Origin of the sequence: Streptomonospora wellingtoniae (assembly GCF_031845375.1) — a bacterium.
Lineage (GTDB): Bacteria > Actinomycetota > Actinomycetes > Streptosporangiales > Streptosporangiaceae > Streptomonospora > Streptomonospora wellingtoniae.
Map to the genome: position 1 here is coordinate 75,399 of NZ_JAVREK010000028.1, position 19,235 is coordinate 94,633.

The 19,235-nt window shown below is 72.9% G+C and carries 17 protein-coding genes and 2 tRNA genes; 7 read left to right on the forward strand and 12 right to left on the reverse strand.

The genetic code is table 11. The features are described 5' to 3' along the window. Window positions 1-5: 5 nt before the first annotated feature. The 3 genes from RM446_RS21655 (at window position 6) to RM446_RS21665 (ending at window position 2,509) form a co-directional block, all read left to right on the forward strand. Window positions 6-353, forward strand: coding sequence for a hypothetical protein (locus tag RM446_RS21655; protein WP_311547237.1), 348 nt, complete (start codon window positions 6-8; stop codon window positions 351-353). Between the two features lie 135 nt (window positions 354-488). Beyond that, complete coding sequence (locus RM446_RS21660; protein ID WP_311547238.1) at window positions 489-1,835, forward strand: AI-2E family transporter; 1,347 nt, start codon at window positions 489-491, stop codon at window positions 1,833-1,835. A gap of 149 nt (window positions 1,836-1,984) precedes the next feature. Beyond that, window positions 1,985-2,509, forward strand: coding sequence for a DUF6315 family protein (locus tag RM446_RS21665; RefSeq protein ID WP_311547239.1), 525 nt, complete (start codon window positions 1,985-1,987; stop codon window positions 2,507-2,509). Between the two features lie 57 nt (window positions 2,510-2,566). Here RM446_RS21665 and RM446_RS21670 read toward each other — a convergent pair whose 3' ends face one another. From RM446_RS21670 to RM446_RS21680, 3 genes are all read right to left on the reverse strand, one after another. After that, window positions 2,567-4,729, reverse strand: a complete 2,163-nt coding sequence (locus tag RM446_RS21670) for an ATP-dependent DNA helicase (RefSeq protein WP_311547240.1) — start codon at window positions 4,727-4,729, stop codon at window positions 2,567-2,569. 128 nt (window positions 4,730-4,857) lie between these two features. Beyond that, window positions 4,858-5,649 carry a DUF427 domain-containing protein gene (locus RM446_RS21675; protein ID WP_311547241.1) on the reverse strand — a complete coding sequence of 264 codons (792 nt, stop codon included), beginning with the start codon at window positions 5,647-5,649 and terminating at the stop codon, window positions 4,858-4,860. A gap of 154 nt (window positions 5,650-5,803) precedes the next feature. Next, window positions 5,804-7,171: a hypothetical protein gene (locus RM446_RS21680; RefSeq protein WP_311547242.1), complete on the reverse strand. Its 1,368-nt coding sequence runs from the start codon at window positions 7,169-7,171 to the stop codon at window positions 5,804-5,806. 398 nt (window positions 7,172-7,569) lie between these two features. Here RM446_RS21680 and RM446_RS21685 point away from each other — a divergent pair, with 398 nt between their 5' ends. Both RM446_RS21685 and RM446_RS21690 read left to right on the forward strand, forming a co-directional pair. Further along, window positions 7,570-8,187 carry an RNA polymerase sigma factor gene (locus tag RM446_RS21685; RefSeq protein WP_311547243.1) on the forward strand — a complete coding sequence of 206 codons (618 nt, stop codon included), beginning with the start codon at window positions 7,570-7,572 and terminating at the stop codon, window positions 8,185-8,187. Continuing rightward, the gene (locus RM446_RS21690) at window positions 8,187-9,221 is read left to right on the forward strand and encodes a hypothetical protein (RefSeq protein WP_311547244.1); all 1,035 of its coding nucleotides are present in this window, start codon (window positions 8,187-8,189) and stop codon (window positions 9,219-9,221) included. The genes RM446_RS21685 and RM446_RS21690 overlap by 1 nt, the downstream gene beginning before the upstream one ends. Before the next feature lie 123 nt (window positions 9,222-9,344). Here RM446_RS21690 and RM446_RS21695 read toward each other — a convergent pair whose 3' ends face one another. The 3 genes from RM446_RS21695 to RM446_RS21705 all read right to left on the reverse strand — a co-directional run bounded on the left by RM446_RS21695 (window position 9,345) and on the right by RM446_RS21705 (window position 10,881). After that, the gene (locus tag RM446_RS21695) at window positions 9,345-9,485 is read right to left on the reverse strand and encodes a hypothetical protein (protein WP_311547245.1); all 141 of its coding nucleotides are present in this window, start codon (window positions 9,483-9,485) and stop codon (window positions 9,345-9,347) included. A gap of 86 nt (window positions 9,486-9,571) precedes the next feature. After that, a tRNA-Ala gene (locus RM446_RS21700) sits at window positions 9,572-9,644 on the reverse strand. A gap of 439 nt (window positions 9,645-10,083) precedes the next feature. Next, window positions 10,084-10,881, reverse strand: a complete 798-nt coding sequence (locus tag RM446_RS21705; protein ID WP_311547254.1) for an NAD-dependent protein deacetylase — start codon at window positions 10,879-10,881, stop codon at window positions 10,084-10,086. 578 nt (window positions 10,882-11,459) lie between these two features. On the opposite strand from RM446_RS21705, the gene RM446_RS21710 reads away from it, so the two are divergent. Continuing rightward, window positions 11,460-12,929, forward strand: coding sequence for a DHA2 family efflux MFS transporter permease subunit (locus RM446_RS21710; RefSeq protein ID WP_311547246.1), 1,470 nt, complete (start codon window positions 11,460-11,462; stop codon window positions 12,927-12,929). Between the two features lie 680 nt (window positions 12,930-13,609). Here the strand turns inward: RM446_RS21710 and RM446_RS21715 are convergent. The 4 genes from RM446_RS21715 to nadD all read right to left on the reverse strand — a co-directional run bounded on the left by RM446_RS21715 (window position 13,610) and on the right by nadD (window position 15,517). After that, window positions 13,610-13,682, reverse strand: a tRNA-Ala gene (locus RM446_RS21715). Window positions 13,683-13,800: 118 nt separating this feature from the next. Further along, window positions 13,801-14,427, reverse strand: coding sequence for a histidine phosphatase family protein (locus tag RM446_RS21720; protein ID WP_311547247.1), 627 nt, complete (start codon window positions 14,425-14,427; stop codon window positions 13,801-13,803). 58 nt (window positions 14,428-14,485) lie between these two features. Further along, window positions 14,486-14,908, reverse strand: a complete 423-nt coding sequence (rsfS, locus tag RM446_RS21725; RefSeq protein WP_311547248.1) for a ribosome silencing factor — start codon at window positions 14,906-14,908, stop codon at window positions 14,486-14,488. A 27-nt stretch (window positions 14,909-14,935) separates the two neighbouring features. Beyond that, a complete protein-coding gene (nadD, locus tag RM446_RS21730) occupies window positions 14,936-15,517 on the reverse strand; it encodes a nicotinate-nucleotide adenylyltransferase (RefSeq protein WP_311547255.1) in 582 nt (193 codons plus the stop codon). Between the two features lie 278 nt (window positions 15,518-15,795). Between nadD and RM446_RS21735 the strand changes: the two genes are divergently transcribed. Beyond that, a complete protein-coding gene (locus RM446_RS21735) occupies window positions 15,796-16,866 on the forward strand; it encodes a M48 family metallopeptidase (protein ID WP_311547249.1) in 1,071 nt (356 codons plus the stop codon). Between the two features lie 27 nt (window positions 16,867-16,893). On the opposite strand, the gene RM446_RS21740 is transcribed toward RM446_RS21735, so the two are convergent. Both RM446_RS21740 and RM446_RS21745 read right to left on the reverse strand, forming a co-directional pair. Beyond that, the gene (locus RM446_RS21740) at window positions 16,894-17,718 is read right to left on the reverse strand and encodes an SAM-dependent methyltransferase (protein WP_311547250.1); all 825 of its coding nucleotides are present in this window, start codon (window positions 17,716-17,718) and stop codon (window positions 16,894-16,896) included. 124 nt (window positions 17,719-17,842) lie between these two features. Further along, window positions 17,843-19,099 carry a glutamate-5-semialdehyde dehydrogenase gene (locus tag RM446_RS21745; protein ID WP_311547251.1) on the reverse strand — a complete coding sequence of 419 codons (1,257 nt, stop codon included), beginning with the start codon at window positions 19,097-19,099 and terminating at the stop codon, window positions 17,843-17,845. Between the last annotated feature and the right edge of the window lie 136 nt (window positions 19,100-19,235).

Sequence of the window (19,235 nt, forward strand, 5' to 3'; positions counted from 1 at the left end):
CGACTATGGGATGGCGAGACCGGTTCGGGCTCCGCAAGGCCAATCGGCGCGGCAAGGCGCGCTTCGATCGTGCTGCCGAGGACTCCGACGTCCGGGCACTGATCGACTTCCACAAGAGCAAGGTGGGCGTGGAGTTCTTCGTCGAACCTGAGACCTTCGCCACCAGCACGACGGCGGTCGCCGTGGCCACCGACGGCGAGTGGATCCGCCGCCGCGTCGGCTCCACGGACGTCATCCGCAAGGTCGCGCGCAACCTGGCGGCCCCCGTCTACGATGTTCAGATCGTCGGCTACCCGCAGCGCATGCGCGACTGGACCGCGCGCAACAAGCGCGGCCTGTCGATGGACGAGTAGCCGGGGCCGCATGCCCGACCCCGGCTCGGCCGTGCCGCGCAGCGGGGCGCCCGCGGCACCGTGCCCCGACGCCGCACCGCGTACGCACAGCGAAACGCGCTGCGGCGACATGCAGCAGGAAGGCGACCCGCGCCCATGACCGCCCCGGCCCCACCGAACAAGAACGGCGTGCCGCCGTGGCTGCCGCGGGCCCTGATGATGGTCGCCTGGACGGTGATCGCGTTCGCGGTGGCGGGCTGGATGTTCCTGCAGCTGCGCGGCCTGCTGGTGCTGCTGCTGATATCCCTGTTCCTCGCGCTCGCGCTGGAGCCGGCCGTCAACTGGCTGAACAAGCACCGCTGGCCGCGCGGCCCCGCGACCGGCGCGGTGATGCTGGGCGTGGCCACCGTGGCCGTGGTGTTCTTCTCCGTGCTGGGGTCGATGCTGGTCGGCCAGGTGCTGGAGTTCATCGACCAGGTCCCCGCGATGAGCCGCGGCCTGCTGAACTGGGTCAACGTCACCTTCAACACCCGGTTCGCGCCCGACACGCTGCTCAGCGAGATCACCGACGCCACCGGATTGGTCGACCAGTACGCCTCCAGCCTCGCCGAGAACGCGTGGGGGGCGGGCACGACGCTGCTGTCGCTGCTGTTCAACGGGCTGACCATCGCGCTGTTCACCTTCTACCTGACCGCCGACGGTCCCCGGTTCCGCCGTACGATCTGCTCGGTGCTGCCGCCGCGCACGCAGCGCGAGGTGCTGCGCGCCTGGGAGATCGCCATCAGCAAGACCGGCGGCTACATCTACTCCCGCGCGCTGCTCGCGCTGGTCGCCACCCTCGCCCACTACGTGGCGCTGGTCGTGCTGGACGTCCACTACGCCTTCGCGCTGGCACTGTGGGTGGGCGTCCTCTCCCAGTTCATCCCGACGGTGGGCACCTACATCGGCGGCGCCGTGCCGGTGCTGGTGGCGCTGATGCAGGGGACCTGGCCGGCGCTGTGGATGCTCGTCTTCGTCGTCGTTTACCAGCAGTTCGAGAACTACCTGCTCCAGCCGCGGATCACCGCCCGGACCCTCGACATGCACCCGGCCGTGGCCTTCGGCTCGGTCCTGGCGGGGGCCGCGATCCTCGGGGTACCCGGGGCGCTGCTCGCGCTGCCGGCCGGCGCCAGCATGCAGGCGTTCCTCAGCGTCTACATCCGCCGATACCAGGTCGCCGAGCATCCGCTGCTGGACTCCACCGAACCGAGCGCGGACTCCGGTGCCGATGCCGATGCCGGGACTGCGCCTCCCGCTTCCGCCGCCGGGAACGAACACGCCCGCGACGGCACTGCGCACGGACGGCGCCGCGACGGCACCGGGAGCGGGCCGGCTCCCCGGGCCGGACAGCTGCTCGCCCGGTGGCTGGCCCCGGTGGGCGCCGCCCGCGCCACCGCCGTGCGCAGCCGCCGGAACGCCGGGCAGGGCAGCGGGAACAGCGACCAGGACAGACCCCGGCGCTGATTCACACCGAATTCCCACCGACGAAAAGAATCCCTGGCGCGCACCGGTTTTGGTCATTGGTGACGACAGTTTGCCCCAACTCCTTCAGCCGCCGGGTTCCCTAATCAGGGTTTCCCATCGCATACTCGCCCTGGGAGGGGGACTGAAGGATGAAGCAGGATCTCACCGCCTTGTGCTGTGAATGCGGCACGAGCCGGATGGTCAGCACCTACCGGGCGATAGGCGAGGCGCAGTCGGCCTACGGGCTCGCCCGGTGCGTCGTCTGGCGTCTGTGCCGCACCTGCGGACACCGCACCTACCACGCGTACATGCGCGAGGACGAGGACCGGGACGAACTGGAGGACGCCCTCAACCTCGACCAGGCGCTCGCCGCCGAGGCGCTGGACGAGGAGGTCGAGCAGATGCGGCTGTGCGGCGTCGACATCGGCCACGCCCCGGTCCCCGCCATCTGGGACGGCCAGCCCGTGGGCATGGTCACCCAGCGGCTCTCCGACCTCTCCTACGCGATCGTGCTCGACCCGAGCGCATCGGTCGTGGCGAGGCTCAAGCTGATCGACATGATGTGGAACGAGCTGTCGATCGGCGACAACGACGACCGGTGGTATATCCAGCCCGCGGACGACGACACCCCGGGCTATGCCGTCCGGCTCTTCGGCTACCGTGTCCGGCGCTGAACCGGCGGACCCGGCCACCCGCCGGCGCGCCGGGGCTTTCGGGACCGGGAGCGGGGATCAGCCCGCGACCGGGTCGGCCGCGAGCCTGTGCAGCGCCGCCCGGGCGACCTCGGGGTCGGTGGTGCCCCAGTAGGGCGGCAGCGACGACCGCAGGAAGCCGCCGTAGCGCGCCGTGGCCAGTCGCGGGTCGAGCACGGCGACGACGCCGCGGTCGGCCGCCGAGCGCAGCAGCCGCCCCGTCCCCTGGGCTAGCAGCAGCGCCGCGTGGGTGGCCGCCACCGCCATGAAGCCGTTGCCGCCGCGGGCGCCCACGGCCCGCTGGCGGGCCGATGCCAAGGGGTCGTCGGGGCGGGGGAACGGGATGCGGTCGACGATGACCAGCTGCAGGGAGCGGCCCGGGACGTCGACGCCCTGCCACAGCGACAGCGTGCCGAACAGGCAGGAGTCCTCCTCCTCGGCGAACTCCTCGACGAGGCGGCCCGTGGAGTCGTCGCCCTGGCACAGGATGCGCACGTCCACGCGCTCGCGCAGCTCCTCGGCGGCCTGTGCGGCGGCCCGCATCGAGGAGAACAGGCCCAGAGTCCGGCCCCCGGAGGCCTCGACCAAGCCGGCGATCTCGTCCAGGTAGCTGGGATCGAGGCCGTCGCGGCCGGGCGGGGGCAGATGGCGGGCGACGTAGAGGATGCCGCTGCGCGCGTGGTCGAACGGCGAGCCGACGTCCAGGCCGCGCCATCGGGGCTCACCGGCGGCCTTGTCGGGGTCGTCGGCCTCGTCGGCCTCGCTGACAGCCGCCTCGCCGCCGGTCTTGGCGGCGGTTTCGGCGCCGCCGGTACCGTCGTCGGCGGCGCCGCTTTCGGCGGGACCGCCCGCCGGCGCCGCGCCGCCCGCCGTCGGAACGGCGGACCCCGCCTCCGCCGGTGGCCGGTCGGTGGACTCGCGGCCCAGACCCCATTGAGCGGCCAGCGGAGCGAAGGTTCCGCCCAGGGCGAGGGTGGCCGAGGTGAGGACCGTGGTGCGGTCGCCGAACAGCTTCTCGCGCAGCAGCCCGCCCACGGCCAGCGGAGCGACGTGCAGGTTCGGAGACTGCTTGGGACCCTTGGCCAGCCACACCACGTCGGTGCGCTCGCGCAGCGGGGGCTCGAAGGACTCCAGGATGCGCACCGCGGAGTCGTGGACCTCGTCCAGCGCCGCAAGCGCCTGCTTGCGCTGGGTGGCGTAGTCGGGGTCCTGCTCGGGCGATCCGCTGCGGATGGCGCTCAGGCAGGCGTGCGCGGCGTCGCGGACCGCCGCGACGGCCCCGGCGAGGGCGTCGGGCAGGTGGTCGAACCGGCCCGCCTCGGACTCGCCGAACAGCAGCGCCAGCCCTTCGCCGGACTCGCTGAGGCGCTCGGTCAGCCCGGCCTCCACCAGCCGCCCCGCGCGCTTGGCGGCGGTGTTGACGGGCCGCTCCCCCAGCTCGCCGGTGGCCACCGAGGTGACGCGGTCGACCAGCTCGTGCGCCTCGTCGATCACGAGCACGCGGTGCTCGGGCAGCAGGTGGTAGCCCTGCATGGTCGAGATGGCCAGCATGGCGTGGTTGGTGACGACGACGTCGGCGCCACCGGCGTCGGCGCGGGCCTGCTCGGAGAAGCACTCCTGGCCGAAGGGGCAGGCGGCGGCGCCGACGCACTCGTTCGCCGAGACCGAGACCTGCCGCCAGGCGAGGTCGCTCACGCCGGGGGCGAGCTCGTCGCGGTCGCCGGTGACGGTCTCCTCGGCCCACTCGTGCAGCCGCTTGACCTGGCGGCCCACCGATGACAGCTGGCGGGGGTCGAACAGCTCGGTGTCCTCAGGCTCGGCGGCGTCCGCGCCCTGCAGGCGGTGGCGGCAGAGGTAGTTGCGGCGGCCCTTGAGGATGGCGAACTCGGGCTCGCGGTTGAGCAGCGGCGCCAAGGCCGCCGACAGGCGCGGGAGGTCGCGCTCGATCAACTGGCGCTGGAGCGCGAGGGTGGCGGTGGTGACCACGACGGTGGTGTCCTCGGACATGGCGTGGCGGATGGCCGGCACGAGGTAGGCCAGCGACTTCCCGGTGCCGGTGCCCGCCTGTACGACGAGGTGCTCGCCGGTGTCGATCGCCGTTGTGACGGCCTCGGCCATGACGGCCTGGCCCTCGCGCCTGGTGCCGCCGAGCGCACGCACTGCGGCGTCGAGAAGGGTGTCGGCGTCGGGAAGTTCAGCCACGCGTGCGACAGTACCGCCTGCCGGTGACGCGCCGGCCTCGTTCTCCACAGGCGCCCGCCGCCGGGGCTACGCGTCCATCGCCCTCCCGGGAACCCCGCGCTTCCGCCGGGCGGGTCCCGCCGGGCCCCTCAGGACCGCCCCGCGCTGACGGTCAGCTCCTCGTGCAGGAAGCACAGGTGGTCGCGCACGTCGAGGCCGTCCTTGAGCGGGGTCGCGTAGGACCAGGCCACGTCGGGGACCTCGCGCTCGCCGAGCCGCAGCGTCCAGTAGGTCGCCCGGCCCTTGTAGGGGCACAGGGTCCGGGTGCTGCTGGGGACCAGCAGGTCGCGGCGCACGTCGTTGGGCGGCAGGTAGTACCGGTTGGGCAGTCCGGTCTCGGAGAGCACCTTGGGACGCGCCGAACGCGCGATCTCCACGTCGCCGAAGGCCACCTGCACCAGCACGGATGCGGGCCGGGTGTCGACTCGGTGGTAGGGGTCGCGCAGGTGGCCGCGCACGGGATCGTCCTCGTCGAACCAGGTGTCGGCCGCGTCCCAGTACATCGCCGCGAGCCCGCGCAGCCACGCGGCCGCGGGCTGGGGATCGGTGTAGGCCCACACAGCGTTCTCCGCGACACGCTCGCCGACCCGCATGTGCCAGTAGGAGGCGTCGCCCTTGTAGGGGCAGTGGGTGCTGCGGTCGCTGGGGGTCAGCAGGTCGGAGCGGACGTCCTCGGCGGGCACGTACAGCTGCGGCAGCAGCGACGTCTCGTGCAGCAGCACCCCGCGCTCGGAGGCGAGCACCTCCCGACCGCCCAGCTCGGCGCGCACCCGCCGGGGAAAGGGGTGCGCGTGCAGAACGTGGTGCGGCGATTGGAGCGTGTAGTTCACCGTGTCCGGCGCGTCCTTCGCGAACGGTCCTCCGCCCATGGTCAGCGACATCCCGGCCTCCTTCGCGGTCGAAGCGGTGGGCGCAGCTGGTCCTATCGCCGCCCACTACCCGTACCGCCCCGCCAAACCCCGTTGATCTTGTAGCCATCGTGAATTAAAACGATTTCCAGTGACGATGGCTACAAGATCGGCGGTGCTGCGCCGTCTAGGACCAGTCGCCTCCCGGTCCCTTTCGGCTCGCCCGGTGGCCGCGGCCGGCGTCGCCGTCGAAGCCGGTCTTGCGCCCCCGGCCGAGGTAGATGGCGGTGCCACCGCCTCCCAGGGCGGCCAGGCCGGTCGCCACCAGGCCGGCCAGCGCTCCGCCGGCGACCGGCAGGCGGCCGCCGGACGCGTCGTCCTGGTCGGCGCCTTCTACGGGATCGGCGGAGGACTCGTCGCCGGGGGCGGTGGGCGGCGCGACCGTGGGTCCGGGCGCGGGGTCCCGCTGCGTCGGCGCATCGGTCGCGTCGCCGCCCGGCGCTTCGGGCGGTTCCGACGGCGAGCCGGTGGCGGCCCCCGCCATGCTGCCGGGATCCGTGCTCGGGGCGGCGCCCCCGCCGCCCGGGGGTGCGGCGGTGGGAGAGGCGCCGTCCGGTACGCCGCCGGAGTCCGCGGTGGCGTGCGGTTCGTCGTCGGCGTGCGGCGCCTGGCCGGGCTCGGGCGAGGCGGTGCCGCTGCCGGGAGGGGGTTCGGTGGCGGGAACACCGCCGGAGGGGACGTGCACGGCCGCACCGACGAACCGCACGCCGTAGTCGAACGCGCTGACCGGGTCGCCCTCGGCGTCGATGCGCGCGACCTCGAAGCGCACGGACAACCACGCCGCCGCGTGGCGGGGCCGGGAGTCCTGCGACGGCGGCGTCGCCGACTCCGCTGGGCGGCTGACGCCGCGTTCGGCGCTGACCGCCACGGTGACGGTGCCGTCGCCGGAGTCGGCCGTGAAGGTGCTGGAGTAGTCGCCGTCGGAAACGTCGGCCGGCTGGCCGAGGACCTTCAGTCCCCGCACGGAGATCCGGGCGTCGGGCCCGCTCGCGGCGCTCCACCACGCGGTGGAGGTGGCGGACTCGAGCACCAGGAGGGCCTCGCGGTCGAACGCCTCGGCCACGGGAAGGGCGGCGGAGGCCGAGTCGCCGCGGCGGCAGTCGGGGGTGAAGCGCACCCCGGTGACGCCGGCGGTCGCGGTGAGCCGCCCGCTGTCGTAGACCACGGAGCTGTAGGCGTCGTCGGGGCCGGCGGGGAAGTGCCGCTCGGTCGCGACGTCGTCGGGGTCGGCGTCCCAGTGGGCGGTGGTGATCGACCCCGCGCCGCCGGAGGTGTCGACCTGCCCGATCGCTCCCTGGCCGCACCAGTCGACATAGGCGATGCGCGCGCCGGCCTCGGGCTTGCCGGAGTCTCCGGGCGCGAGTGCCGGAGCCTGTTCGGCCTCGGCGGGCAGCACGGGGGCGAGCGCCGTCACGAGCGCCGCTGCCGCGGCACCTCCGGCGCCGAGGAGGCGCAGCGCCGTTCTTCGGAGGGGGGTGGGGGAGATCGGGGTCACGGTCGTCCTCTGCTGGTTCAACGGCCGCGGGCGCCTGCCGACGGGTCCGGGGGGCGGGCCGGCGGGGTTTCGGGGCCGTACAAAGGGGCTCCTTAGAACCTACATTCCGCTCCCCGGTATCCCGTAGTCGAACCTGCCGCAGATCGGCGCCAGAGTGCCGCGGTGGGTCCGGTCCGGACCGGGGCGCCGTGCCCGCACCCACCGATCGACCGCGCAACGTGCGCACGGCACGCTGTGGGGACGTGCGGGCGCCCCGCGGAGTTCCCATCGGCCGGTAGCGGCCACGGGGCGGCGGGTTCCGGTCGGGCCGCAGCGAATGCGGAGTACGCCGTAACGCGGGGGCCGAGCCGGACATGTGGCGGGGTGAGGACGCAAACACCCCGGCGAAAGGGAGCCCGTTGCCCTATGACGGCCCAGACGGCCAACCGGAGACGCCTGCGCCGCCCTCCGGCCGCGAAGCCAGGTTCGAGGCGCTCTACAGCGCGTGCTACGCCGATGTGCTCGGCTACCTGCTCCGGCGGGCCGACGACCCCGAGTCCGCCGCGGACCTGGTCGCAGAGGTCTTCATGACGGTGTGGAACCGCCTGGAGGACGTCCCCGGCGGCAGCGGCTCCCGGCCGTGGGTCTTCGGGGTCGCCCGAAAGGTCCTGAGCAACCACCGCCGCGGAGCCCGGCGCCGCACGGCGCTGGCGGCACGGCTGCGCTCGGAGCTGAGCCGGGTTCACGTCACCCGGCCGGAGACGGCCGAGCCCGCTCTGGGCGAGATCGGCGCGGCCTTCCGCTCGCTGTCGGAGACGGACAGGGAGGTGCTCGCCCTCACCGGCTGGGAGGGACTGAGCCCGTCGGAGGTCGCGATCGCGCTGGGTTGCACCCGCGGCACCGCCCGCGTTCGCCTGCACCGGGCGCGCGGGCGCTTCGCCCGCGCGCTGCGCAAGGCGGGCGTGGAGGTCGGCGACGCCGCGGTCCCCGACCGGCCGCTTCCGCGGGAACGGTCGGTCACGGAAGGAGCGAGCTGATGAGGAACCGCGACAGGGTGGACCCGCTGGTCGCCCGGCTTCGTCCGCGGGTGGACGCGTCCGAGGGGCTCGACCCGGCACGGCCGGGCGCTCGCGAGCTCCTCGCCACCATCACCGAGAAGAACCAGGAGCCAGCTGTGGCACCGAAACGCACCACCCGCCGCCTGCTGATCGCCGTGCCCGTCGCGGCGGCGCTCGCCGCCGCGGGTGTCGCGGCGACGGCGCTGATGCCGACGTCGGCCCCCGACCCCGTGGCCCCGCAGGAGGCGGCGGCACTGGAGATCGAGGTCGACGACGGCCTCGTCGTCGCCGAGGTCAAGAACCCGACGGCCGACCCCGAGCGCTATGCCGAGCAGTTCGCCGACCACGGCCTGAACGTCGACCTCACGATGGTCCCCGCCTCGCCGACGCTTGTCGGCAAGCTCACCTACCTGGACCAGAACATGACCGGGAAGGGGACCGACGACCGCGACGTCGAGGTGATCGAGTCGCCGGAGAAGTGCACCCCGAACGGCATCTGCCCGGTCGGCGTACGCATCCCCGAGGACTACGCGAACCCCGTCCAGCTCGCCTTCGGCCGCGCGCCGGAGAAGGGCGAGACGTATCAGACGACGAACACGGCGACGGCCCCGGGAGAGGCGCTGGAGGGCGTCGACGTGGTCGGGATGACCGTCGACGAGGCCAAGGGCGTGCTCGCCGAGCACGGACAGGAGGTCGCCGAGTACCGCGTCGACGGCGAGGCGGCCGAGGCGGAGGCCGGAGAGGCGGCACCCACCGCGGCACCCTCCCCGGCACCCACGGCGGCACCCTCCCCGGCACCCACGGCGGCACCCTCCCCGGCTCCCGGGACGGCCGCCTCCCCCACCGCGGATGCCCAGCCCCGGCAGGACACCGGGGGCCAGGACGGCAGCGGGTCCGGGTCGGTCGGCGTCACCGAGAAGGCCGAGGACGTCCCCGGCGGCTACTACGTCCACGACGTGGGGCTGTGGGCACCGGGCGAGGTGCTGCTCTTCGTGGGCGAGGCGCCGAAGTAGCCACCGGCTCCGCTCGGACGGCGAGCGCCGCGCACAGGTCCGGCCTGCGCGCGGCGCCCGCGCGGCGGGCGGAGTGCGCTCGCCGACGCGGCCGGGGCCGCACGGACGCAAGGGCGCAAAGGCTCAGCCGCCCCGGACGGCGGGGAAGGCGGGGATCAGCGCCAGCCACGTCCCGCTGACGGCGATCGTCGCCTGTCGGACCGGTCCGGTCGGCGGCCGCTTCTGCTTCCAGGCGCGGCTGAAGAGCCGAATCAGTCCGAGCACCGCCGGTCCGGGGCTTCCCCCGGTGAAACACGAAGGACGACCCGGCAGGGAGGCCGAAGGCCTTGTGCCGGGTCGTCCCAAGACCGTGGAGCTATGGGGATTCGAACCCCAGACCTCCTCCATGCCATGGAGGCGCGCTACCAGCTGCGCCATAGCCCCTGATCCGATTCCATTCTAACGGATGCCGAGAGTGCCTGGGTCCATCGCGCGACCTCCACCGGCGGCGCTCGGGCGCGGCCGCCGCCCGCGGTTGGAGGGGAGGGCGGGCGGCGGCCGCGGTTTCCAGGGTGGCCTCGTGCCGCGGTGCGCAACGGTCAGGCGGTCGGCTCAGCGCCTGCCCGCCGGCGCCGTCCGGTGCTGCAATCGGCCACGCCGGGGGACCGCCCGCCGACGCGGCTGAGCTCGTCGGGAGGCGCCGCCGAGGCACTCGACGCCCCCTACGGGCTGCCGCCTGCTTTCGCTGCCGACTGCACGGCGGTGCCACCGCCGTGCAGTCGGCAGCGCCGGTCAACGGAACCGCCGCGGTTTCGCGTCAGTGTGAGCGTTCACACATCGGGGCGTCAAGGGGACTTCGACGCTCCGTGTTCGCGGCCCGGCGTCACCGCTGGTAGGCGGACGCCAGCGCCCGCAGAACGGGCGAGCATCCCGCGTCCACGGCGAGGGCGGCGAGGCTGTCGCCGCGGGTGTGCCCGCGGTTGAGGATCGCCACCGGTTTGCCCTGCTCGGCCACGCGTTTGACGAAGCGGCGGCCCGACAGCACGGTCAGCGACGACCCCGCCACCAGCAGCGCCTCGGCGTCGTCGACCAGCCGGTAGCCCTCCAGCACGCGCTCCCGGGGAACGTTCTCGCCGAAGTAGACGATGTCGGGCTTGAGGACGCCGCCGCAGTCGGCGCAGTCGGCCACGGTGAAGCCGCGGGTGGAGGCCAGGACCGCGTCGGCGTCGGGGGCGATCTCCACGTCGTCCACTCCCCCGGTGAAACCCGGGTTCAGGGCGGTGAGGCGCTCGGCCAGCCGGTCGCGGGTGATCGCAGCGGAGCACGAGAGGCACACCACGCGGTCGTAGCGCCCGTGCAGGTCGACGACGCACCTGCTGCCGGCCGCCTCATGCAGGGTGTCCACGTTCTGTGTGATGACTCCGGAGACGACACCGGCCCACTCCAACTCGGCCAGCGCCAGATGGCCGTCGTTGGGGCGGGTCTCGTGCACGTGTCGCCAGCCGACGTGGTTGCGGGCCCAGTAGTGGCGGCGGAAGTCAGCGTCACCGACGAACTGCTGGTAGGTCATCGGCTTGCGGGGCGGCGAGTCCGGCCCCCGGTAGTCGGGGATGCCCGAGTCGGTCGAGACGCCGGCCCCGGTCAGCACGGCCACCGGTCCCCGCCCCAGTACCGCGCGCATGCGCGCGACCGCGGTCGTGAGGTCGTCGGTGTCGAGCGTGTCGGTCACGCATCGAGCGTATGCGCCTTCGGCCTGGGCCGCTGTGTCTGACGTCTCGGGCGGACGCATCCGAAATTCTCCGGCAACCCACTTTCCCGAATGCTACGGTGAGTATCGGCCGCCTGTCTGGCTTATCCACGGATGCGCATTTCGCAAGCGTGCGTCGCAGCACGGCGGTCGGACGAGGGTAAGGATTCGGCGGCGGCACGCAAAGCCGCACGCCGACGGGGGGAAGCGGGTGACGATCGTGATCGACCGGGAGCACGCCGCGCCCCCGAACCGCCGGTCCCGGCTCGGCGTCTGCGCTGCCGACCGCGCCCCGCGCTCGGCGGAAGCCGGGTCGCCGGCCCGTGTCCCCGCCGCGACGGTCCGCCCTGCTCTCCATCTCCTGCGCCCGGCCGTCCTGGAGTCCTCCGGCACGCGCGCAGGCGCACCCGCCCACAGCGCAGCCTGAGTGACCGTTCGACCGCCGGGGCCCCGGCGAGCGGCTCCGACCCCACCGCCCATCCGCCAGACCGGCAGCTGACGAGGTATGCCCGATGACCGACACCGCGACCACGACGACCGGCGACTCAGACGGTCCCCGCGACCAGGCCGACCAGGCCTCTGCGCACCCGCGATCCGGCCTGCTAATCAGCGTGCTGGTCGGCTCGGCGTTCGTGATGATCCTCAACGAGACGATCCTGAGCGTGGCGCTGCGGGACCTCACCGCCGCCCTCGATGTCTCCACCACCACGGTGCAGTGGCTGACCAGCGGATTCCTGCTCACCATGGCCGTCGTCATCCCAACGACCGGCTTCCTGCTCGAACGGTTTACGCCGCGCCAGATCTTCCTGGCCTCGCTGAGCATGTTCACCCTGGGAACACTGCTCAGCGCGATCGCACCGGGATTCGCGACGCTGCTGGTCGGACGCGTCGTGCAGGCGTGCGGCACCGCGGTGATGATCCCGCTGCTGATGACCTCGGTGATGCGGCTGGTTCCTCCGCACCGGCGCGGCGCGACGATGGGCACGATCACCATCGTCATCGCCGTCGCACCCGCGCTCGGCCCCACCATCGGCGGCGCGGTGCTGGCCGGCCTGGGATGGCGCTGGATGTTCTTGCTGGTCCTGCCGCTGGCTGTGGGCGCGCTGACCATGGGCGCCATCTGGCTGCGCTTGGAGAGCCGCACCCGGGCGGTGCCGCTGGACGTGTTCTCGGTGCTGCTGTCGGCCGTCGGGTTCGGCGGGCTGCTTTACGGCCTGTCCTCCTTCGGCGAGTCCGGGGGCGGCGAGCACCCGGTGCCGCCGTGGCTGGCGGTCGCGGTCGGAGCCGCCGCGCTGGTCGTCTTCGTCGTGCGCCAACTCCGCCTCCAGCGCCACGACCGCGCGCTGCTGGATCTGCGCCCCTTCACCAACCGCAGCTTCGTGGTCGCCCTGATCCTGGCCGGGCTGCTGTTCATGTGCCTGCTGGGCGTCGCGTCGATCCTGCTGCCGCTGTACCTGCAGACCGTGATGGACACCGGCACGTTCGTCAGCGGGCTGGCCGTGCTGCCCGGCGGGCTGGTCCTCGGCGTGCTCGGGCGCCCCGTGGGTGCGATGTTCGACCGCTTCGGCGCCCGGCCCCTGGTGATCCCGGGCGCTCTGGCCATGGCGGTGTCGCTGTGGCTGTTCGCCGCACTCGGGCCGGATTCGCCGCTGGCCGCGGTGATCGCCATCCACGTCGTGCTCATGACCGGGCTCGGGCTGATGATGACGCCGCTGATGACCGAGTCGCTCGGGTCCCTGCCCGAACACCTCACGTCCCACGGCAGCGCCATCCTGACCACGCTGCAGCAGGTCGCGGGCGCGTTCGGTACCGCCGTGTTCGTCACGGTCGCCGCGCTCGCCAGCGCCACCGCGGGCGCACCGGACGCCACCGGCCTGCGCACCGCGTTCGTCGTCGCAGGGTGCATCGGCGTGCTCGCAGTGGTCACGGCGCTGTTCGTGCGCCGACCCGCCGCCGCCGCCGAGGACCCCGCCCCCCGTTGATCTTGTAGCCATCGTGAATTAAAACGATTTCCAGTGACGATGGCTACAAGATCGACGGTGTTGTGGCGCCAGCGCGCGCGACCGGCTGGGGGAGCACCCGTGGCAGCCGGACGCCGGCTACGACGGGAGCATCCCGACCCTGGGCCAGGTGCGGGGCCGCATCGTCATCCTGCAGGACTTCGGCTCCGGCCACGCCTACGGGCCGCGCTGGAACGGGGAGTGGACCGACATCCAGGACGACTACAGCCTGCCCACCCTGTTCCATGTCCCGGAGAAGTGGGACGCCGCGCGCACCGACTTCGAGCGGGCGGCCGCGGGCGGTTCCGACGTGCTCTACGTCAACCACCTCAGCGCCTCCGGCGGCGCCCTGCCGTCCTCGATCGCCTACGGCGCGCTCGGGGTTAAAGGCATGAACTCGCGGGGCGCTGGACTATCTGGACGACGGGGGCACCCAGCGCACCGGGGTCGTCATGGCCGACTTCCCCGGACCGGGCCTGGTGGAGTCCGTCATCGCCCGCACCCCCGGCTGAGCGGCCCGGGGCGTGCCGGGCGCCCGCCGCCTTCGGCCCGCCCCGGCGCCCTCGGAAGGGTCGACGGGGGCCGCGGCGTCCGGAGGCCCAACGACGAAACGACCCTGCCGGGAAGACGATGTCCCCCGTGCAGGGCCGTTCCTGAGACCGTGGAGCTATGGGGATTCGAACCCCAGACCTCCTCCATGCCATGGAGGCGCGCTACCAGCTGCGCCATAGCCCCGTGCGGGTGCCGCCCCGGCGAGCGCGGCGGCAGTACCGACTGTAGCGGAATCCGGCGCTCTCGTCGAAACGAAGGCGCCCGCCCCGGCCCCGTCGCCGTGAGCCGGGACGGGCGCGGCTCAGCGGTCGTCGCTGAGCGTGCGCTTCTCGGGCAGGCTCGCCGCGTTGTGCTCCAGCAGCCGCCAGCCGCCCGAGCGCAGCGGACCCATCAGGGACCAGGAGCAGTTGCCCAGCGGGCCCAGCACCTGGCTCCGGTCGGGCGGCAGGCCGAGCATGCGATTGATCCCGGCGCGCAGCGCGGCGCCGTGGCCCACCGCCACCAGCAGCCCGTCCTCGGGCACCAGCGCCAGGCCGCGCTCGATCGCGTCCTGCACCCGCTCGCCCACGGCGTCGAGGTCCTCGCCGCCGGGCGGCTCCATCCGGGCGTCCTCCTCGGGCCAACGCTCGCGGATCTCGGTGGTGGTCAGGCCTTCCCACATGCCGCCATAGCGCTCGCGCAGCCCCTTGTCCAGCGTGACCGCCAGCCCGGCCTCCTCGCCCAGCGCGTGCGCGGTGGCGGCGGCACGGCGCAGGTCGGAGGAGACGACCGCGTCCGGCCGCAGCCGTGCCAGGAGGCCGGCGGCGCGGCGCGCCTGGGCGGTCCCGCGCTCGTTGAGGGGGATGTCGGTCTGTCCCTGGAACCGCTTCTCGGCGTTCCACGCGGTCTGGCCGTGGCGCCAGCAGACGACGCGGCGGGTCTGGGTCACCGGCGCCCCTCCTCCGCGCGGCGTACCGGCGCACGGCGGATGCGGGGGTCGGGCGCGCTCACGCCGGGCCGGCGCCGTCGGCGCCCTCGTCGCCGGCGGCCTCGCGGTCGGGCCCGCGTGCGGCCTCAGGCAGCGTGATGCGCGGGCAGTCCTTCCACAGCCGCTCCAAGCCGTAGCTCCCGCGCTCCTCCTCGTGCTGGATGTGCACGACGATCTCGGCGTAGTCGAGCAGCACCCAGCGCCCGTCGCGCTCGCCCTCGCGGCGGACCGGCTTCACCCCTCCGCGGTCGCGGAGGCGGTCCTCGACCTCCTCGACAATGGAGCGCACCTGGCGGTCGTTGGGCGCCGAGCACAGCACGAAGGCGTCGGTGATGACCAGTTGGTCGCTGACGTCGTAGGCGACGATCTCCTGTGCGAGCTTGTCTGCGGCCGCTTCGGCGGCGATGGTAACGAGCCCGACGGCCCGGTCAGTGGCGGACACGATGTAGCAGCTGCCTCCCTCGGGCGGCTACCCCGCCGTCGCGTCGTCGAGGTAGAGCCCGGTCTTGTTGATGTAGCGGACGATGCCGTCGGGTACCAGATACCAGATGGGCTCGCCCTTTCGGACGCGCTCCCGGCATTCGGTGGAGGAGATCGACAGGGCCGGGACCTCCACGAGGCTGACCTTTCCGTCGGGCAGGCCGGGATCGGTGAGCCGGTGTCCGGGGCGGTTACAGCCTACGAAATGCGCGAGATCGAAGAGTTCGTCCACGTTCTGCCAGCTCAGGATAGCGCCCAGGGCGTCGGCGCCGGTGATGAAGAACAGCTCCACCTCGGCGCCGTGGATCTGGCGCATCTCCCGCAGGGTATCGATCGTGTAGGTCGGCCCGTCGCGGTCGATCTCCACGCGGCTCACGCTGAACTGCGGGTTCTCCGCAGTGGCGATCACCGTCATCAGGTAGCGGTCCTCCGCGGAGGTCACCTGGGTGAGGTCCTTCTGGTACGGCTGCCCGGTGGGCACGAAGACCACGTCGTCCAGGTGGAACAGGTGGGCGACCTCGCTGGCCGCCACGAGGTGCCCGTGGTGGATCGGGTCGAACGTACCGCCCATGACACCCACGCGGCGCGGATTCCTGCGCCTGTGCTCCGCTCCGGAGAGGGCCCCCGCCGGTTCGTTGCGCAACCTACCGCTCCGTTTCCTGCGTGTCGCCGACAGCCGTCAAAGCGGGGCTTCACGGCGCCGGATCTCCGCTTTCGCCCGGTCTGTCCCGACATTAGCCGACGGGACCTGCACCTGCGGCGCCGCTACCCCCGGCCCGCGGAAAATCGCGTCATATCTCGATGCGCGGAAGCGTGGCATCGCGCATCACGGAGGCATAGCATGCCGATATGTCCACCAACGCTCCAGACCGCGCCCGCGTACGACTCGAAAACATAAGCTCCCGAGCATACGAGCACCCGGCCGACCGGGGCGCGCTGGTCGCGCTGCGGTCCCTGCGGGGCTTCGACGAAGTCTTCAAGCGACTCTCCGGCCTGTTCAACGAACGCGCACTGCGCCTCATGTTCCTGTCCAGCGCAGTCCGCGTGAACGAGCAGCAGTTTCCGGAGGTGCACAACTACGTCCGCGACGCCGCCTACATCCTCGACCTCGACGACGTCCCCGAACTCTACGTCCAGATGAACCCGCGGCCCAACGCGATGGCCATCGGCAGCAGCAAGCCGTTCATCGTGATGACCACCGGGCTCTTCGACCTGCTCGACCCTGAGGAGCAGCGCTTCGTCGTCGGCCACGAGGTCGGCCACATCCTGTCCGGACACGCCGTCTACCGCACCATGCTGCTGGCCCTGATCCGGCTCGCCGCCCGCGTTGCCTGGATCCCGCTGGGCTACATCGGCATCCGCGCGATCGTCACCGCGCTGGAGGAGTGGTACCGCAAGTCCGAGCTGTCCTGCGACCGCGCGGGCCTGCTGGCCGGCCAGGACCCCGAGGCCGCCAAGCGTGCGCTGATGAAGCTGGCCGGCGGTTCGCGGCTGGCCGAGATGAACCCCGACTCCTTCATGGAGCAGGCCCGCGACTACGAGCGCGGCGGCGATGCCCGCGACAGCCTGATCAAGCTGCTCAGCCTCATGGGCCAGACCCACCCGTTCGCGGTCATCCGCATGGCCGAGCTCAGCCGGTGGATCGACGACGGCTCCTACCAGCGCATCATCGACGGCGAATTCCCGCGCCGCGACGGCGACCCGGACGCCTCGGTGGGCGCCGAAGCGCGCAACGCCGCCAAGTCCTACCGCGAGTCCTGGGAGCGCTCTGAGGACCCGCTGATGGGCACGCTGCGCGACGTGGCCGGAACCGCCGCCAACACCGGGGGGCGCATCTTCGACACCGTGGCCGAGCGCTGGAACCGTGCCGGTCGGCGCAACGGGGACAACAACAGCGACAACGCCTCCTCCTCGTCCTAGGACCGGGGGCGGCGTGTCAGGGACGTGTCAGGGCTTGCGGGCCACACCCCCGGTCATGAACCGGGCGGCGACCGACGTGCTGTCGCGCACGATGCCCTCGGGCCGCCACAGCGGCAGCGGCACCACGCCCGGAGGCAGCAGATCGAGGCCGGCGAAGAAGGCCTCCAGCTCCGCGGGCGTGCGCACCCGTCCGGTGCCCAGCTGGCTGAGCAGGACACGCTCAAGCTCCGCGCTCTCGGGAGCGTCGCCCAGCCGGGTGAAGTTGGTGATGAAGAAGAACGACCCGGACGGCACCGCCTCGGCCAGCGCCGAGACGATCCCCCGGGGGTCCTCCTCGTCGAGCAGGTGGTGCAGGATGCCGCAGAGCATCACGCACACCGGCCGGTCGGACTCCGTCAGCGCGCGGACCTCCGGGATGGCCAGCACCTCGGCGGGCCGGCGGATGTCGGCGGTGACCACCGCGGTGTTCCCGTCCCCGCCCAGGATCGCCTCTCCGTGCGCCGCCACCAGCGGGTCGATGTCGACGTAGACGACCTTCGCGTCGGGATCGGCCTCCTGGGCGACCTCGTGGGTGTTGCGCCCGGTCGGCAGCCCCGAACCGAGGTCCAGGAACCGGTCCACGCCCTCGTCCGCCGCCAGGTGGCGCACGACCCGGTGCAGGATGTCCCTGTTGTGCACGGCGATCTGCTTGAGCTCGGGCATGACCTCCAGGCTCGCGTGCGCGACCTGCCGGTCGATCTCGTAGTTGTCCTTGCCGTCCAGCATCACGTCGTAGACGCGGGCGGCCGTGGGAACGCCGGTGTCGAAGCCGGCGGAGCCGTTGGGGTTGCGCGGGGGCCGGACGTCAGGCATGGCGGGGGCTCCTTGAACGCTGTATCGCCGTGTACACGGGCATCGTAGCGCCATCCGGACCATTCGGGCGCAGCCTGTGCACCGGTCCCGTCGCAGGGGACGGGACCGGTGCCGCGCGACGGCCTCAGCGCAGGTGTCCCTCGCCGGTCACCACGTACTTCGTCGAAGTCATCTCGGGAAGGCCCATCGGGCCGCGGGCGTGCAGCTTCTGCGTGGAGATCCCGATCTCGGCGCCGAAGCCGAACTGGCCGCCGTCGGTGAAGCGGGTCGAGGCGTTGACCATCACCGCGGCGGCGTCCACCAGCGAGACGAACCTGCGCGCCGCCGACTGCGAGTCGGTCACGATGGCCTCGGTGTGCCCGGTGGAGTAGCGGCGGATGTGGGCCAACGCGTCGTCCAGCGAGTCGACCACCTTCACCGCCAGGTCGGCCGACAGGTACTCCGCGGCCCAGTCGGCCTCGGAGGCCGGCACCGCCCCGTCGTCGTACTCGCGCACCCGGTCGTCGCCGTGCACGGTCACACCGAGGTCGCGCAGCGCCGCGAGCACCCGCGGGAGGAACCGGCGGGCGGCTGTCGCATGCACGAGCAGGGTCTCGGCGGTGTTGCAGGTCGACAGCCGCTGCGTCTTGGAGTTGACCGCCACCGCGAGCGCCATCTCGGTGTCGGCGGACTCGTCGACGTAAACGTGGCAGTTGCCCTCGCCGGTCTCGATCACCGGGACGGTGGACTCGTTGACCACGGCTTGGATCAGCGAGCCCCCGCCGCGCGGGATGAGCACGTCGACCAGGCCGCGGGCGCGCATCAAGGCCTGTGCGGAGTCGCGGCCGGTCCCGGGGACCGACTGGACGGCGTCGGCGGGCAGCCCGGTCTTCTGCAGTGCGCCCCGCAGCACCTCGACGATGCGGGAGTTGGAGGATCGGGCCGAGGACGAGCCGCGCAGCAGCGCCGCGTTGCCGCTCTTCAGGCACAGTGCCGCGGCATCGGCGGTGACGTTGGGGCGGCCCTCGTAGATGATCCCGATGACGCCCAGCGGCACCCGCACCTGGCGCAGCTCAAGCCCGTTGGGCAGGCTGGCGCCGCGCACGACCTCGCCCACGGGGTCCGGGAGGTCGGCGACGTCGCGCACGGCGTCGGCGATGGCGCCCACCCGCTCGGCGTCGAGCGCGAGGCGGTCGACCATGGCCTCGCTCTCGCCGGCGGTACGGGCGCGCTCGACGTCTTCGCCGTTGGCGGCCGCGATCGACTCGGCCTCGGAGACCAGGGCGTCGGCCATGGCCAGCAGCGCCTCGTCCTTGACGGCCCGGCTCAGCGGCGCGAGATCGGCCGCGGCGTCTCGGGCCCGTTCCGCGCCGGCGCGGACCTCGCGCTCGGTATCGCTCATGGTGCTGGTCGCTTCCCAGGTTGTCGGGGGGTCGGGGTGTGGCCTTCAGCCTAGCCGGGCGCCGCGGCGGCGGTGGGCCGACGACGGGTCCGGCAACGGCGTGGGGGGGGCCCGCCCCGCCCCCCCCCCCCCCCCC